The sequence below is a fragment of the Rhizobacter sp. Root404 genome (assembly GCF_001425865.1).
Taxonomy (GTDB): Bacteria; Pseudomonadota; Gammaproteobacteria; order Burkholderiales; family Burkholderiaceae_C; genus LMDS01.
The window spans coordinates 79,971-94,994 of record NZ_LMDS01000006.1 but is presented as its reverse complement, the minus strand read 5'-3'; the positions used below and the strand labels follow the sequence as shown (position 1 = coordinate 94,994).

General features: G+C 69.3%; 14 protein-coding genes. 8 read left to right on the top strand and 6 right to left on the bottom strand.

Features of this window, described 5'->3' with window-relative positions; translation table 11 throughout:
- Positions 1-110 precede the first annotated feature (110 nt).
- The 6 genes from ASC76_RS21145 to ASC76_RS21120 all read right to left on the bottom strand — a co-directional run bounded on the left by ASC76_RS21145 (position 111) and on the right by ASC76_RS21120 (position 6,121).
- The gene (locus ASC76_RS21145; protein WP_056471473.1) at positions 111-977 is read right to left on the bottom strand and encodes a branched-chain amino acid ABC transporter permease; all 867 of its coding nucleotides are present in this window, start codon (positions 975-977) and stop codon (positions 111-113) included.
- An 85-nt stretch (positions 978-1,062) separates the two neighbouring features.
- Positions 1,063-2,280, bottom strand: coding sequence for an amino acid ABC transporter substrate-binding protein (locus tag ASC76_RS21140; protein ID WP_082549365.1), 1,218 nt, complete (start codon positions 2,278-2,280; stop codon positions 1,063-1,065).
- Between the two features lie 31 nt (positions 2,281-2,311).
- The gene (locus ASC76_RS21135) at positions 2,312-3,262 is read right to left on the bottom strand and encodes a tripartite tricarboxylate transporter substrate binding protein (protein ID WP_056471470.1); all 951 of its coding nucleotides are present in this window, start codon (positions 3,260-3,262) and stop codon (positions 2,312-2,314) included.
- Positions 3,259-4,407: a CaiB/BaiF CoA-transferase family protein gene (locus tag ASC76_RS21130; protein ID WP_056471468.1), complete on the bottom strand. Its 1,149-nt coding sequence runs from the start codon at positions 4,405-4,407 to the stop codon at positions 3,259-3,261. Before ASC76_RS21130 ends, ASC76_RS21135 begins: the two co-directional genes overlap by 4 nt.
- On the bottom strand, positions 4,404-5,210 hold the full coding sequence (locus tag ASC76_RS21125) for a citryl-CoA lyase (RefSeq protein WP_056471466.1): 807 nt from the start codon (positions 5,208-5,210) through the stop codon (positions 4,404-4,406). Before ASC76_RS21125 ends, ASC76_RS21130 begins: the two co-directional genes overlap by 4 nt.
- Before the next feature lie 11 nt (positions 5,211-5,221).
- The gene (locus ASC76_RS21120) at positions 5,222-6,121 is read right to left on the bottom strand and encodes a dioxygenase (protein WP_056471464.1); all 900 of its coding nucleotides are present in this window, start codon (positions 6,119-6,121) and stop codon (positions 5,222-5,224) included.
- A gap of 114 nt (positions 6,122-6,235) precedes the next feature.
- Here ASC76_RS21120 and ASC76_RS21115 point away from each other — a divergent pair, with 114 nt between their 5' ends.
- From ASC76_RS21115 to ubiA, 8 genes are all read left to right on the top strand, one after another.
- On the top strand, positions 6,236-7,144 hold the full coding sequence (locus ASC76_RS21115; protein ID WP_056471461.1) for a LysR substrate-binding domain-containing protein: 909 nt from the start codon (positions 6,236-6,238) through the stop codon (positions 7,142-7,144).
- Between the two features lie 96 nt (positions 7,145-7,240).
- On the top strand, positions 7,241-9,430 hold the full coding sequence (katG, locus tag ASC76_RS21110) for a catalase/peroxidase HPI (RefSeq protein ID WP_056471458.1): 2,190 nt from the start codon (positions 7,241-7,243) through the stop codon (positions 9,428-9,430).
- A gap of 32 nt (positions 9,431-9,462) precedes the next feature.
- Entirely contained in the window at positions 9,463-9,990 is a 528-nt protein-coding gene (locus tag ASC76_RS21105) for a Dps family protein (protein ID WP_056471456.1), read from the top strand.
- A 17-nt stretch (positions 9,991-10,007) separates the two neighbouring features.
- The gene (locus ASC76_RS21100) at positions 10,008-10,625 is read left to right on the top strand and encodes a DJ-1/PfpI family protein (protein ID WP_056471454.1); all 618 of its coding nucleotides are present in this window, start codon (positions 10,008-10,010) and stop codon (positions 10,623-10,625) included.
- A gap of 44 nt (positions 10,626-10,669) precedes the next feature.
- Positions 10,670-11,194 carry a DUF3016 domain-containing protein gene (locus ASC76_RS21095; RefSeq protein WP_082549364.1) on the top strand — a complete coding sequence of 175 codons (525 nt, stop codon included), beginning with the start codon at positions 10,670-10,672 and terminating at the stop codon, positions 11,192-11,194.
- An 84-nt stretch (positions 11,195-11,278) separates the two neighbouring features.
- On the top strand, positions 11,279-12,907 hold the full coding sequence (locus tag ASC76_RS21090) for a peptide chain release factor 3 (protein WP_056471447.1): 1,629 nt from the start codon (positions 11,279-11,281) through the stop codon (positions 12,905-12,907).
- Positions 12,908-12,987: 80 nt separating this feature from the next.
- A complete protein-coding gene (locus tag ASC76_RS21085) occupies positions 12,988-14,142 on the top strand; it encodes a tetratricopeptide repeat protein (protein ID WP_056471444.1) in 1,155 nt (384 codons plus the stop codon).
- 20 nt (positions 14,143-14,162) lie between these two features.
- The gene (gene ubiA, locus ASC76_RS21080; protein ID WP_056471440.1) at positions 14,163-15,017 is read left to right on the top strand and encodes a 4-hydroxybenzoate octaprenyltransferase; all 855 of its coding nucleotides are present in this window, start codon (positions 14,163-14,165) and stop codon (positions 15,015-15,017) included.
- The last annotated feature ends 7 nt before the right edge of the window (positions 15,018-15,024 follow it).

The following is a 15,024-nucleotide window of genomic DNA, read 5'->3' as shown; positions in this document are numbered from 1 at the left end:
CGACACCCCGCTCGCCGAGTACGTCGAGCGACCCTCCGGGAGGGTCGGGCCTTGCAGGGGCCACGGCGATAGGCCCCTTCGTGGCCTATGGCGGCCCGGCGCGGCGGCCCTCATGCCGCCCGTCCCGGCCGCAGCACCAGGATCACGATCAACAGCGTGAACGACACGATCGGTGCCCACGACGGCGCGGTCACCGCCATCGTGATCGCCTCGCTGACGCCGATCACGGTGCCGGCGATCAGCGGGCCGAGCGGGCGCGCCAGGCCGCCCAGCATCACCGCGGCGAACACCACGCCGATCCAGGCGTAGATCTGCGACGGCGCGAGCGTGAAGCTCAGCGCCAGGCACACGCCGGCGATGCTCGCGAGCGCCGCGCACGTGCCGGCCAGCAGCAGCGCGTTGCGTTGCTGGTTGACGCCGAACGCCGAGGCGATCGGCGCGTCCTCGGCCGCGGCGCGCATCGCCTTGCCGAGGTCGGTGTAGCGCAGCAGCGCCCAGGCCGCGACCGAGATGCCCACGGCCAGCACCAGCGTGATCAGCTCGGGCACCGGCACGAACAGCCCGCCGACCTTGAACTTCATCTCGCCGTAGTGCGATTCGAGCTTGCGGAAGTCCGCGGTCCAGATCGTCTGGATGATCGCCTCGATGATGCCGACCAGGCCGAAAGTCAGCAGCAGCGAGTTGAACGGCGTGACCTTGAAGCGTGCCATCACCCAGTGCAGCGCCGCCCCCAGCGCGAAGAACCCCGGCGCGATCACCAGCAGCGTCAGCAGCGGGTCGATGTGCATCGTCGTCGTGAGCTGCAGGCACAGGTACGCCGCCAGGAACGCGAACGCGAAGTGCGCCAGGTTGATCAGCCGCAGCAGGCCCCAGCTCAGGCTGAGGCCCAGGCCCATCAAGCCGTACAGCCCACCGACGAAGATGCCCGACAGGATGCTTTGCGACAGCAGCGAGACGCTGGGCAGCGTGAAGCCCATGTTGGGCCTCAGCCGGCGCCGGGCCGCCCCAAGGCGGCTGAGCGCCCCCTCGGGGGGCAGGAGCGAAGCGACGTGGGGGCGGACATCACTGCGCGAGCAGCTTCGCGCCGCCAGAGGTCACTTCCTTCGGCCACACCACGACCCACTTGCCGTTCTGCACCTGCTTGACGCGCATCAGGTCGTCGCCGAAATTGCCGGTGCCGTTAAAGCGCAGCTTGCCCTGCAGCGTGTCGACCTTGTTGGCCTTGAGCCACTCGCCGATCTTCTTGTCGTCGATGCTCTTGGTGGCGACCACGCCGGCCTCGAGGATCTGCCATGCGGTGTAAGACGCGGCGGCCTGGGTCTCGACGGACGGATCGGTCAATCCCGCCTTGGTGGCGCGCTCGCGGTACAGCTTGACGAACTCGGCCGCACCGGTGTTCGACGTGAACGGCGGCTGGTCCTCGAAGATCGTCACCGACAGCGCATTCTTCGCTTCCGGCAGCGAGACCAGCGGGCCGGGCGCCGGGTACATGTAGAAGTGCTGCGGCGGCACGTAGTCGATCTTCTTCATCGCGTCGAGCAGCAGGTTGCCCTCGAGGCCGATCGCGCCGACCCAGACGAAGTCGGGCTTGGCGTCCTTGACGCGGTTGGCGATCGGGCCGAAGTCGCGGTTGCCGAAGTCCCATTCGAGGAACAGCACCTCGGTCAGGCCGCGCTTCTTCAGCACCTCGCGCGCGCCGGCGCTCATGAACTGGATCGACGGGAACTTGCTGGTCACGACCGCGACGGTCTTCGGCGGCTTCGGCCCGGCGGCGAGCGCGTCGAACACGGTGTTCGGCACCGTGGTCTGGGGCTCGGAGCCGATCGACCAGGCCGGAAAGGTCATGTCGTACTTCGCCAGCGACGGGATGCCCAGCGTGTGCTGCACCAGCACCTTGTTGTAGCGCTGCGCGACGCCGATCGCCGACAGGATCGCGCCGGTCGCATACGGCCCCATCAGCAGGTCGACCTTGTCGGCGGTGACGAGCTGCTCGTACAGCGTGCGGGCCAGGTCGGGCTTGGACTGGTCGTCCTTGACCTCCCAGACGACCGGCCGGCCGAGCCAGCCACCGCGCTTGTTGACCTGCTCGATGTAGATCTCGCCGGCCAGCTTGTGGATCTGCGCGGTGGCCGAGAGCGGGCCGGTCAGCGCGAGCGTGCTGCCGACGCGGATCGGCGCGCCGGTGGGCGTCTGCGCCTGCGCTCCCGAGATACCGAGGCCCGTCAGGCCGAGCAGCGTGGCGGCCACCGCGGTGCGGCGCGAGAAGTTCGTCGTGTTCATCAGCCTCGTCTCCAGTTGTTGTCGGGGAATCTCAATCGACCTGCGCGCCGGAGCGCTTGACCAGCTCGGCCCATTTGCCGAGCTCGACCTTGTTGAACGGCGCCATCTCGTCGGCGCGCATCGCGCGCTGCTCGACGCCCTGCTCGCGCAGCCGCGTCGCGACTTCGGAGCTCGCCAGCGCCGCAGCGCTCGCGCCGCGCAGTTGCGCGAGCGTGGCCGGCGGGGTGGCCGCGGGCGCGTAGAGCATGAACCAGGCGACGAGGTCGAAGTCCTTGAGGCCCTGTTCCATCAGCGTCGGCACGTCGCTGGCCGCGCTGCTGCGCACCGCGCCGCTGGCGCCGAGCGCGCGCAGCTTGCCGGCCTTGATCTGCGGCATCACGGCAGCCGGGTGATAGAACATGAAGTCGGCCAGGCCGGCCATCACGCTGGTCATCGCGACCGCGCCTTCCTTGTACGGCACGTGGATCATCCGGCCGCCCAGGCGCTGCGCGAGCAGTTCGCCGGCCAGGTGGCCCGAGGTGCCGTTGCCGGCCGACGCGAAGGTCACGCCGTCGGGCCGCGCGGCCAGCGCCGCCAGGTCCTTCAGCGACTTGATCGGCGAATTTGCGCCGACCACCAGCAGCGTCGGCGTGTAGCCGACGAACGCGACCGGCGCGAAGTCGCGCAGCGTGTCGTACGGCAGCTTGCGGAACAGCGCGGCGTTGATCGCGTGCGTGCCGACGGTGCCCATCACGAGCGTCTTGCCGTCGGGCGCGGCCTTCGCGACCTGGTCGGTGCCGACCGAGCCGCCGGCGCCGGCGCGGTTGTCGACGACGACGGTCTGCTTCAGCTCCTTGCCGAGGCCCTCGGCGACGACGCGGGCGATCGTGTCGGTCGTGGTGCCCGGGCCGAAGGGCACGATCATCTTGACGGCGCCGTCCTGTGCGTGGGCGGCGGCGAAGGCGGCCAGAAGGCAGGACACGATCAGGTGGCGGCGGTTCATGCGGAGGCCTTCGGCAGGTGGAGTGACGCGCGGATCTCGTCGTTGTGTTCGCCCAGCGTCGGCGGCGGACGCACGTGCAGCGCGCGCTGGCCGTCGAACGAGACGGGGGAGCGCACGGTGCGGAACAGGCCCATCACCGGGTGCTCGGCCTGCGTGGTCATCTGCAGGTGGATGGCTTGCGGATCCTCCAGCGCCTCGCTGGTGTCGTACATCGGCGCGTGCGGCACGTCGCCGGCCTGCAGCCGCACGCACCAGTCGTCGCGGGTGCGGCGCTTGAAGCGCTCGCCGAGCAGGCCGATCAGCGTTTCCTGGTTGGCGATGCGGGCGTCGCGGGTCGCGAAGCGCGGATCGGCGAACAGGTCGGGCTGCTCGATCGCGTGGGCCAGGCCCTGCCAGAATTTCTCGGGCGAGGACATGTGCAGCGCGATCCACTTGCCGTCGCTGCACTCCAGCACGTACGACTGCGAGACGCTCGGTCGGCTGTACGGGCCCATCACCTCGTTCGCCTGGAAGAAGTGCGTGAACGCGTCGAGGTTGAAGTGCGCCATCGCCTCGAGCATCGAGACCTCGACGGTGCGGCCCACCCCCGTGCGACTGCGCTCGAACAGCGCGCCCAGCACGCCGTAGGCCGCGTAGAAGCCGGTCAGCGAATCGGCGATCGCAGGGCCGACGACGCGCGGGTTCTCGGGGTTCACCAGCAGGTTCAAAAAGCCGCTCGCGGCCTGCGCGACGGTGTCGTAGGCCGGCCGGTTCGCGGCCGGGCCGGTCGCGCCGAAGCCGCTGATCGAGCAGTAGACGAGCTTCGGGTTCAGCGCCCGGAGCCGCGCCTCGCCGGCGCCGAGCTTGTCGGCGACGCCGGGGCGGAAGTTCTGGATGTAGACATCGGCGTCCGCGATCAGCGCGTCGAACACCGCGCGGTCCGCTTCGGACTTGGTGTCGAGGGTGATGCTGCGCTTGTTGCGGTTGTAGGTCTGGAAGTGCGGGCTGTACAGGCCGTCCTTGAAGGCGCGGAACGGGTCGCCGGTGCCGGGCATCTCGACCTTGATCACGTCGGCGCCGAGGTCGCCCAGCAGCATGCCGGCCGCGGGGCCGGTGATGAAGGTCCCTTGCTCGACGACCTTCAGCCCGTTCAACACCTGGATCATCGGTGCGCTCCGAAGCCGGCCGGCACCTGGCCCTCGTACACCGCCTCGCGCGTGGCCTGGTACGACAGCGCGAAGCCGATCGGGTCGTTGATCTCCTCGAACAGGTGCGCGATCAGGCCGGCGGTGCGCGCGAGGATCGGCACGCCCTTCAGCGCCTGCACCGGGAAGCCGGCGCCGAGCAGCACCGCGGGGATCGCACCGGACACGTTGAGCTTGAGGTCCTTCTTCAGGACGGCCGGCATCTGCGCCTCAGCGGCCTCGGCGATCGCGATGAAGCGCAGGTCGGTGCCGGCGTTGCGGGCGACATGGAACAGTGCGCCGACGCGCTCGTCGCGCTCCTTGTGCAGCGGATGGCCGTAGCCGGGGATCGCCTTGCCGGCGGCGCGCCACGACTGCATCACGCGCAGCGCGGCGGCCTCCAGCGGCGTGCCGGCCTGCACCATCGCATCGATCTCGACATACATGCGCCCGGCCGTCTCCGACGAGCCGAGCACGACCGAGCCGCAGCCCAGGATGCCGGCCGCGACCGCGCCCTGCATCGCGTCCGGCGCGGCGGCGAACGTCATGCGTGCCGCCTGCACGCTCGGCACCAGGCCGTGCTCGGCGATCGCGACGAGGGTGGCGTTCAGCACCGCCGCCTCTCCGGAGGTCGGCGGGCGGCCGGTCAGCAGCAGGAAGAAGTGGTCGATGAACGAGACCTTGCCGATCAGTTCCTTCGACAGGTCGCGGCCGCGCACGACGATGGTGTGCTCATCGGAGGTGCAGATCGAACTGCGCGGAACGGTGGCTTTGCCGATCTTCATGGGAGCGTCTTTCAGGCCGGGGTCGGCGCGGGTGTCGGTGCCAGGCGGAAGTCGTAGCTCGCCGAGTGGTAGGGCTTGGCCATCTCGCGGCCGTCGGGGGCCTTCCCGGGCGCGTGGTGGTCGAAGTCGACGACCAGGCTGTCGCGCTTGCCGAACACCGCGTCCTGGTCGATGTACGGGCTGTTGGCGACGAAGATGTGCGTCGTCAGCATCACGTGGCCGGGCGCCGAGACCTGCATGTGGATGTGGCCGGGGCGGTAGATGCTGCGGTCGGTCGCGCGCATCATCGTGCCGACCGGGCCGTCGTCCGGGATCGGGTAGTACGCCGGCAGGATCGACCAGAACCAGTAGCGGCCCTCGGCATCGGTGCGGAAGCGGCCGCGGGCGCGCATCGTCGGCTCGGCGGCCAGCTGCACGTCGTACTTGCCCTCGCCGTCGCCGGACCACACGTCGAGCAGCGCGCCGGCGAGCGGCTGGCCGTCGGTGTCGGTCACGCGGCCCATGTAGAACGTGGGCTCGCCGGGCACGCCTTCGCCGATGTCGGCGCCCAGCGGCAGGTCCGGCGCGCCGGGCCAGTAGAACGGACCTTCGACGGTCGCCTCGGTCGCGGGCGTCGCGCCCTTCGCGCCGCCGGTGGCGCGGGCCTGTTCCAGCGCGACGACCATCATCGACAGGCCGAGCGTGTCGGACAGCAGGATGAACTCGGGGCGCCGCTCGGTCGAGATCTGGCCGATCGCGTCGAGGAACTTCATGCCGGCCAGCCATTCGTCGGGCTTCAGGTCGACCTCGCGGGCGAAGGCGTGCAGGTGCTTGACCAGTGCCGTCATCAATTCGCGCAGGCGCGCATCGGGCGTGTTGGCGAACGCGGCGAGCACGTCTTGGGTCAGCTTTTCCTGGTTGTACTCGGACATCTCGACTCCCCCGGGTCTCGGCAGGAGGCGAAGCTTAGGGAGATCACCCGCCGCACGGAAATGGTGAATTCACATCGATATGATCGATGGCATCGATTCGACCCGGGGGTTTACATGGAGCTGAGGCATCTTCGCTACTTCGTGGCGCTGGCCGAGTACCTCAGCTTCACGAAGGCTGCCGACCGCGTCCATGTGACCCAATCGACCCTGTCGCACCAGATCCGCCAGCTCGAGGAGGAGGTCGGCCAGGCGCTGTTCGACCGCATCGGCAAGAAGGTGGTGACGACCGAGGCCGGCGAGCTGTTCCTGGCCTACGCGACCCGCGCGCTGAAGGAGGTGGACCACGGCATCGCGATGCTCAAGCCGGGCGGCGGCGGGCTGACCGGCGAGGTCTGCATCGGCGCGACCCACACCTTCAACATCGGGCTGATTCCGGAGTGCGTCGCGCAGTTCCTGGCGCGGCACCCGACCGTGCGGGTGCGCATCGACGAGCTGCCGGCCGACCAGATCGTCGCCAAGCTGCATGCCGGCGAACTCGACATCGGCATCGCCTACAAGCCCACCGGCCCGACCGACCTGTGGTTCGAGCCGCTCTACAACGAGGAGATGGTGCTGGTCGTCTCCGACAGCCACCCGCTGGCCGGCCGCAAGCGCATCCGCATGGTCGAGCTGCATCAACAGCGGCTGGTGCTGATGCCCGACTACTTCTCGACCCGCACGCTGCTCGACGAGTGCTTCAAGGCCAGCGGCGCCGAGCCGATCGTCGTCGCCGAGATGTCGACGATCGCGCCGATGCTCGGGCTGGTGCTGCGCACGCAGATCGGCGCGATCGTCGCGATCAACGCGGTGCCGGCGGCGCTGACCGGGCTGCAGATGATCCCGATCGAGAGCCCGACGCCGATCCGCACGCCGGGCATCCTGTGGCGGCTGGACGGCGAGAAGGCCGCGCCGGTGCAGTCGTTCGCGGTGATCGTGCGCAAGACGGCGCTGGGCAACAGCCTGCGGCACGAAGGCCCGGGCTGATCGCGCCTATCTATTGGATAGGATAGTTCAATTGACTTGAGCTATGTGACTTCCCTAGACTGGCGCCTACCGCTGCAACCCGTCCAGGAGAGACCCATGTCCGAGCAAGCCCAATGTCCGTTCGCCGCCGGCGCCCAGCCCGCCGCCCGCGCCACCACGAACTCAGCCTGGTGGCCCGAAGCGCTGAACCTCAAGCTGCTCCACCAGCAGTCGCCGCTGTCGAACCCGATGGATGCAGACTTCGACTACGCGGCCGAGTTCAAGACCCTCGACCTCGATGCGGTGATCCAGGACCTGCATGCGCTGATGACCGACTCGCAGCCCTGGTGGCCGGCCGACTACGGCCACTACGGCCCGTTCTTCATCCGAATGGCCTGGCACTCGGCGGGCACCTACCGCACCAGCGATGGCCGCGGCGGCAGCGGCAGCGGCGAGCAGCGCTTCGCGCCGCTGAACAGCTGGCCGGACAACGGCAACCTCGACAAGGCGCGCCGGTTGCTGTGGCCGATCAAGGCCAAGTACGGCCGCAAGCTGTCGTGGGCCGACCTGTTCATCCTGACCGGCAACGTCGCGCTCGAATCGATGGGTTTCAAGACCTTCGGCTTCGGCGGCGGCCGGCCCGACGTGTGGGAGCCGCGCGAAGACATCAACTGGGGCAGCGAGACCACCTGGCTCGGCGACGAGCGCTACAGCGGCGACCGCGAGCTCGCGAACCCGCTCGCCGCGGTCCAGATGGGCCTGATCTACGTCAACCCCGAAGGCCCGAACGGCACCCCCGACCCGCTCGGCTCGGCCCGTGACATCCGCGAGACCTTCGCCCGCATGGCGATGGACGACGAGGAGACCGTCGCGCTGACCGCCGGTGGCCACACCTTCGGCAAGGCGCACGGCGCGGTCGACCCCAAGCACCTCGGCCACGAACCCGAGCGCGCCGACATCGAGCACATGGGCCTGGGCTGGATTAACAGCTTCGAGACCGGCCACGGCGTGCACACCACCACCAGCGGCATCGAGGGCGCGTGGACCAAGAACCCGATCCGGTGGGACAACGGCTACTTCGAGAACCTGTTCGGCTACGAGTGGGAGCTGACCAGGAGCCCGGCCGGCGCGCACCAGTGGAAGCCGGTCGGCGCCAGCGGCGACGGCACCGTGCCCGATGCGCACGACCCGGCCAGGCGGCACGCGCCGATGATGACGACGGCCGACATGGCGATGCGCATGGACCCGGCCTACGAGAAGATCTCGCGCCGCTTCATGGCCAACCCGCAGGAATTCGCCGACGCGTTCGCGCGCGCCTGGTTCAAGCTGACCCACCGCGACATGGGGCCGCGCTCGCGCTATCTCGGCCCGCTGGTGCCCCGGGAAGAACTGCTCTGGCAGGACCCGGTGCCGGCCGTCGACCATCCGCTGGTCGATGCGACCGACATCGCCGCGCTGAAGGCGAAGCTGCTGGCCTCGGGCCTGACCATTCCGCAGCTCGTGACCACGGCGTGGGCTTCGGCCTCGACCTTCCGCGGCAGCGACAAGCGCGGCGGCGCCAACGGCGCGCGCATCCGCCTGGCGCCGCAGAAGGACTGGGAAGTCAACCAGCCGGCCGAACTGGTCCAGGTGCTGGCGACGCTGGAGCGCGTTCAGAAGGCGTTCAACGACGCGCAGACCGGCGGCAAGAAGGTGTCGCTGGCGGATCTGATCGTGCTGGGCGGTTGCGCCGCCATCGAGGCGGAGGCGAAGAAGGCGGGGCACGTGGTGAGCGTGCCCTTCGCCCCCGGCCGCACCGATGCCTCGCAAGCCCAGACCGACGCCGCCTCCTTCGCGCCGCTGGAGCCGGTGGCCGACGGCTTCCGCAACTACGTTCGCCAGGGCCACGAGGCGGCCGTCGCCGAGTTGCTGATCGACAAGGCGAACCTGCTGACGCTGACCGCGCCCGAGATGACGGTGCTGATCGGCGGCCTGCGCTCGCTCGGCGCGAACGTCGGCGGCGCGAAGCACGGCGTGTTCACCGAGCGCACCGACGCGCTGACCAACGATTTCTTCGTCCGCCTGCTCGACATGAACACGCAGTGGAAGAAGTCGGCCGACACCGAGTTCGTGCTCGAAGGGCGCGACCGCCAGACCGGCGAACTGAAGCTCACCGGCACGGTCGTCGACCTGCTGTTCGGCTCGAACTCGCAGCTGCGCGCGCTCGCCGAGGTCTACGCGAGCAGCGACGCCCAGGCCGTGTTCGTGCGCGATTTCGTGGCGGCGTGGAACAAGGTGATGAACCTCGACCGCTACGATCTGGCCTGACCTTTCAACCGTCCGCCGCAGGAGAAGACCCCATGGCAAAGAACAGCAAGACCAAGAAGGCATCGGCCACGCCGACCGGCCGCCGCGCCGAGATCCACATCGGCATCAGCGACAAGGACCGCAGCGCGATCAGCGACGGCCTGTCGCGGCTGCTGGCCGACACCTACACGCTGTACCTGACCACCCACAACTTCCACTGGAACGTCACCGGGCCGATGTTCAACTCGCTGCATGCGATGTTCATGGCGCAGTACACCGAGCTGTGGAACGCGGTCGATCCGATCGCCGAGCGGATCCGCTCGCTCGGGCACGTGGCGCCGGGCTCGTACGCGCAGTTCGGTGCGCTGACCTCGCTGAAGGATGCGCCGGCCGTGCCGCCGAGCGCGCTCGACATGGTGCGCGTGCTGGTCGAGGGGCACGAGGCCGTCGCCCGCACCGCGCGCAGCATCTTCCCGCTCGCCGACCGGGCCGGCGACGAGCCGACCGCCGATCTGCTGACCCAGCGCCTGACCGTCCACGAACAGGCGGCCTGGATGCTGCGCGCCAACCTCGAGGCCTGATCGTGTAACGTCCGGGCGTGCGCATCGCGATCCTCACCTTCGACGGCTTCAACGAGCTCGATTCGTTCATCGCGCTCGGCTTGCTGAACCGGCTCGGTGCGGACGGCTGGAAGGCCGAGATCACGAGCCCGAGCGCGCAGGTCACGTCGATGAACGGCGTCACGGTGCAGGCCCAGCAGCCGCTCGAGTTCGCGAACGAGGCCGATGCGGTGATCTTCGGCAGCGGCATCTACACCCGCGCGATCGCCGCCGACTACGGCCGCCGCGGCGCGCTGCTCGACCGGCTGCAGCTCGACCCGCTGCGCCAGCTGATCGGCGCGCAATGCTCCGGCGCGCTGCTGCTGGCGCGGCTCGGCCTGCTCGCCGACATGCCGGCCTGCACCGACCTGACGACCAAGCCCTGGCTGGTCGAGGCGGGCGTGCGCGTCGAGGAGGCGCCGTTCCATGCCCGCGGGCCGATCGCCACCGCGGGCGGTTGCCTCGCCTCGCAGTACCTCGCGGCTTGGTTGATGGTGCGCGGCGCCGGGGTCGACGCGGCGACGCGGGCTTTGCACTACGCGGCGCCGGTCGGCGAGAAAGAGGCGTATGTTGGGCGTCTGCTGGACGTGGTGCGACCGTTCATCCCGGCGCCGTAGCCCGCGCCTCGCGCCCGCGTCGAGCGACGCGAAAGGAAGCCGCCATGAAGACAATCGTTTTGCTGCGCAGCGCCGGCATGGCGCTGCTGCTCTTGGGTGCCGCAGGCGCCGCCTGTTCGGCCGTGACGCCCGGCGCGCCGGTGTCGACCGACAAGGTGGAGGTCAGCTACCGCAACCCGGAAGCCCTCACGGAAGTGAGCCGCTTCAACACGCGAACCGACTGGCTCAACGACCTGAGCCGCTATATCGCCAGACGCGCCGCCGGCAGCGTGCCCGATGGCGAACGGCTGCTTGTGACGATCACCGATGTCCAGCGGGCGGGCCAGGTCGAGCCGTGGCGACGCGGCGGGAGCGACCTGCGCGTGGTGCGCGACACCACGCCGCCGCGCATCGACCTGAGCTTCCAGCTCGTGGCGGCGAACGGCGCGGTGATGACCGAAGGCACCCGCCGGCTGCGCGACATGGCCTTCATGTCGCGCAGCCTGCGCCACGGGAGCGACCCGCTGGCGTACGAGAAGAAGCTGATCGACGACTGGATGCGCAAGGACATCGATCCGGCACGGCGCTGACCGTCGCGCCGGCTGCCGCGTCGCCGGCGGCCGATAATCGCGGGTTGTCCTCATGAGGCGGCCCGCACACGCGGCCGCGCACGCATGTCCGAGCCCACTCCGTCCCCGCTGGCCAAGGAAGTCCGCCGCCGGCGCACGTTCGCGATCATCAGCCACCCCGATGCCGGCAAGACCACGCTGACCGAGAAGCTGCTGCTGTTCTCCGGCGCGATCCAGATCGCCGGGTCGGTGAAGGCGCGCAAGGCCACGCGCCACGCCACCAGCGACTGGATGGAGATCGAGAAGCAACGCGGCATCTCGGTCGCGTCCAGCGTGATGCAGATGGAGTACCGCGACTGCGTGATCAACCTGCTCGACACGCCCGGCCACCAGGACTTCTCGGAAGACACCTACCGCGTGCTGACCGCGGTCGACGCGGCGCTGATGGTGATCGACGCGGCCAACGGCGTCGAGCCGCAGACGCGGCGGCTGCTGCAGGTCTGCCGGGCGCGCAACACGCCGATCCTCACGTTCGTCAACAAGATGGACCGCGAGGTGCAGGAGCCGATGGCGCTGATGGACGAGATCGAGCGCGAGCTTGGCATGGAGGTGGTGCCGTTCACCTGGCCGGTCGGCATGGGCAAGGCGTTCCACGGCGTGATGGACCTGCGCGAGAAGCGCATGCGGGTCTTCGGGGGTGAAGAAGGCGGCGCCGAGTTTCTGGACGGGCTGGACAACCCGGTCTACCCCGAGCGCTTCGGCATGCAGTACGCGCAGTCCAAGGAAGAGATCGAGCTGCTGCGGGACGCCGCGCCGCCGTTCGACAAGGCCGAGTTCCTCGCGGGCCGGCAGACGCCGATGTTCTTCGGCTCGGCCGTCAACAACTTCGGCGTGCAGGAGGTGCTGGACGCGCTGGTCGACCTGGCGCCGTCGCCGGGCCCGCGCGCAGCGATCCAGCGCGTCGTGCAGCCGGAGGAGCCCAAGCTCACCGGCGTGGTCTTCAAGATCCAGGCCAACATGGACCCGGCGCACCGCGACCGGATCGCGTTCGTGCGGGTGGCCAGCGGCCACTTCAAGCGCGGCATGCGGATCAAGGTCGCGCGCTCGGGCAAGGAGATGCGGCCGAACACCGTCGTCTCGTTCCTGAGCCAGCGCCGCGAGCTGCTCGACGAGGCCTTCGCCGGCGACATCATCGGCATCCCGAACCACGGCGTGCTGCAGCTCGGCGACACGCTGACCGAAGGCGAGACGCTGCAGTACACCGGGCTGCCGTTCTTCGCGCCCGAGATGTTCCGCAGCGTCGAGGTGGCCGACCCGCTGCGCATCAAGCAGCTGCGCTCCGGGCTGCAGCAGCTCGGCGAGGAGGGCGCGATCCAGGTGTTCCGCCCGGTGGCCGGCTCGGTGTTGCTGCTGGGCGCGGTCGGCCAGCTGCAGTTCGAGGTCGTCGCGCACCGGCTGGAGCATGAATACGGCGTGAAGGCCCGGATCGCGCCGGCGCGCTACAACGTCGCGCGCTGGGTCACTTGCGACGACGCCGACGGTGGCGAGCGCGAACTCAAGCGCTTCATCGACGACAACGCCCACCGGGTGGCGCTCGACGCCGTCGGCGCGCCCTGCGTGCTGCTCGAATACGCCGGCGAGCTGCGCGCGATGCAGGAGAACTGGCCGAAGATCCACTTCCACGCGCTGCGCGAGCACGCGGGGCTGGTTTTCCAGAAGCAGCTGGACGGCTGAATCGGACCGGCCGCGCCGACCGTGAAAACACGGTCGCAATTTTCGGTCCGAGCGCCGAAGATCGGGCAGGGGTGCTCATCATGAAATTCGTCGTTGCCGCGCTGATTTCGATGTTCCTGGTCGGCTGCGCCGCGCCGCTGCCGTTGCCTCCGAGCGCCGACCTGCTCCGGGACGAGCTCTTCGTTCCGCCTTCGACGCCGGTCGACGCTGGGCAGGCCATGGCCGTCAGCCCGGAGATGCGGCGCTACCTCGATGAGCGGATCGTCGGCGTATCGCATTTCGGCGATCACAAGCGGCGTCTGGTCGAGATGCTCTACAACCGCGATGAACTGCGGCTCGAATATGACGCGGTGCAGACGCGCACCGCCTCGCAGGCGTTCGCGGCGCGCGCCGGCAATTGCCTCTCGCTGGTGATGATGACCGGTGCGCTGGCGCGCGAGCTCGGCGTCAACGTGCGCTACCAGCTCGTGCTGGGCAACGAGCTGTGGGATCGGTCCACGGGCCTCTACATCTCGGTGGGTCATGTGAATCTCACGCTCGCAGACCGCCCGCCGCAGTTTCTCGGCGCGTTCATGCGCAACGAGCTGCCGTTGACGATCGACTTTCTGCCGCCCCGGGACGGCCACGCGCCGCGAACGCGCGCCATCGAGGAGCACACCGTCGTCGCGATGTTCCTGAACAACCGCGCCGTCGAATCGCTCGTCGCGGGACGGACCGACGACGCCTATTGGTGGGTGCGCGAAGCACTTCGTATCGACCCGCAACTCGTCGATGCCTACATCACGCTCGGCGTCGTCTACCGAAATCGCGGCTTGACCGAATCGGCGGAACAGGTCTTGCGACGCGCTTCTGTGCGCGAGCCCGACAACACCAAGATTCTCGCCAACCGCGTGCTCGTGTTGCGGGATATGGGCCGGGATGCCGAGGCCACGGCGCTCGCCCAGACCTTGGCGCGACTCGAGTCCGTTCCCCCGTTCCGCTATTTCTACGACGGAATGGCCGCGCTGCGGGCGGGCCGTCCGGAGGCGGCGCGCGATCTGTTCTCGAAGGAGGTCGCGCGCGCGCCCTATCACGCGGAATTCCACTTCTGGCTGGCCGTGAGCTACGCCGAGCTGAACGATCCGGGCCATGCCGCGAAGTACCTGGCACGGGCGATGGAGGTGAGCACGACGCGGCGCGACCACGACCTGTATGCGTCGAAGCTGGCGCGCCTGAAGGCGCTGCACGTGCAGTAGCTGCTTCGATAATTCGGCGCATGACACGCATGCGCCTCTACCTCGACCTGATCCGCTGGAACCGCCCGGCCGGCACCTACCTGCTGCTGTGGCCGACGCTGTCGGCGCTGTGGATCGCGGCCGGCGGCTTCCCGGGCTGGCATCTGCTGATCGTGTTCGTGCTCGGCACGTTCCTGATGCGCAGCGCCGGCTGCGCGGTCAACGACGTGGCCGACCGCGACTTCGACAAGCACGTCAAGCGCACCGCGCAGCGCCCGGTGACCAGCGGCGCCGTCGGCGTGCGCGAGGCGCTGCTGCTCGGCGCGGTGCTCGCGCTGCTCGCGTTCGGGCTGGTGCTGACCACCAACGCCGCGACGATCGCGTGGAGCGTCGTCGCGCTCGCGGTGAGCATCGCCTACCCGTTCACCAAGCGCTTCTTCTCGATGCCGCAGGCGGTGCTCGGCGTGGCGTTCAGCTTCGGCATCCCGATGGCCTTCGCGGCGGTGCAGGGGACGGTTCCGCCGCTCGCCTGGGGCCTGCTGATCGGCAACCTGTTCTGGGTCCTGGCCTACGACACCGAGTACGCGATGGTCGACCGGGACGACGACCTGAAGATCGGCATCCGCACCTCGGCGATCACGCTCGGCCGTTTCGACGTGGCCGGCGTGATGCTGTTCTACGGCCTGTTCATCGCGATTTGGGGCGTGCTCGGCGCGCAGCTCGGGCTGCGCTGGCCGTACTTCGCCGGCCTGGCCGTGGCGGCGCTGCTCGCGGCCTGGCACTACACGCTGATCCGCACCCGCTCGCGCGACGGCTGCTTCCGCGCGTTCCGGCTCAACCACTGGCTCGGCTTCGTGGTGTTCGCCGGAACGGCGGCGGCGTTCGCGCTGCGCTGACGGGCTC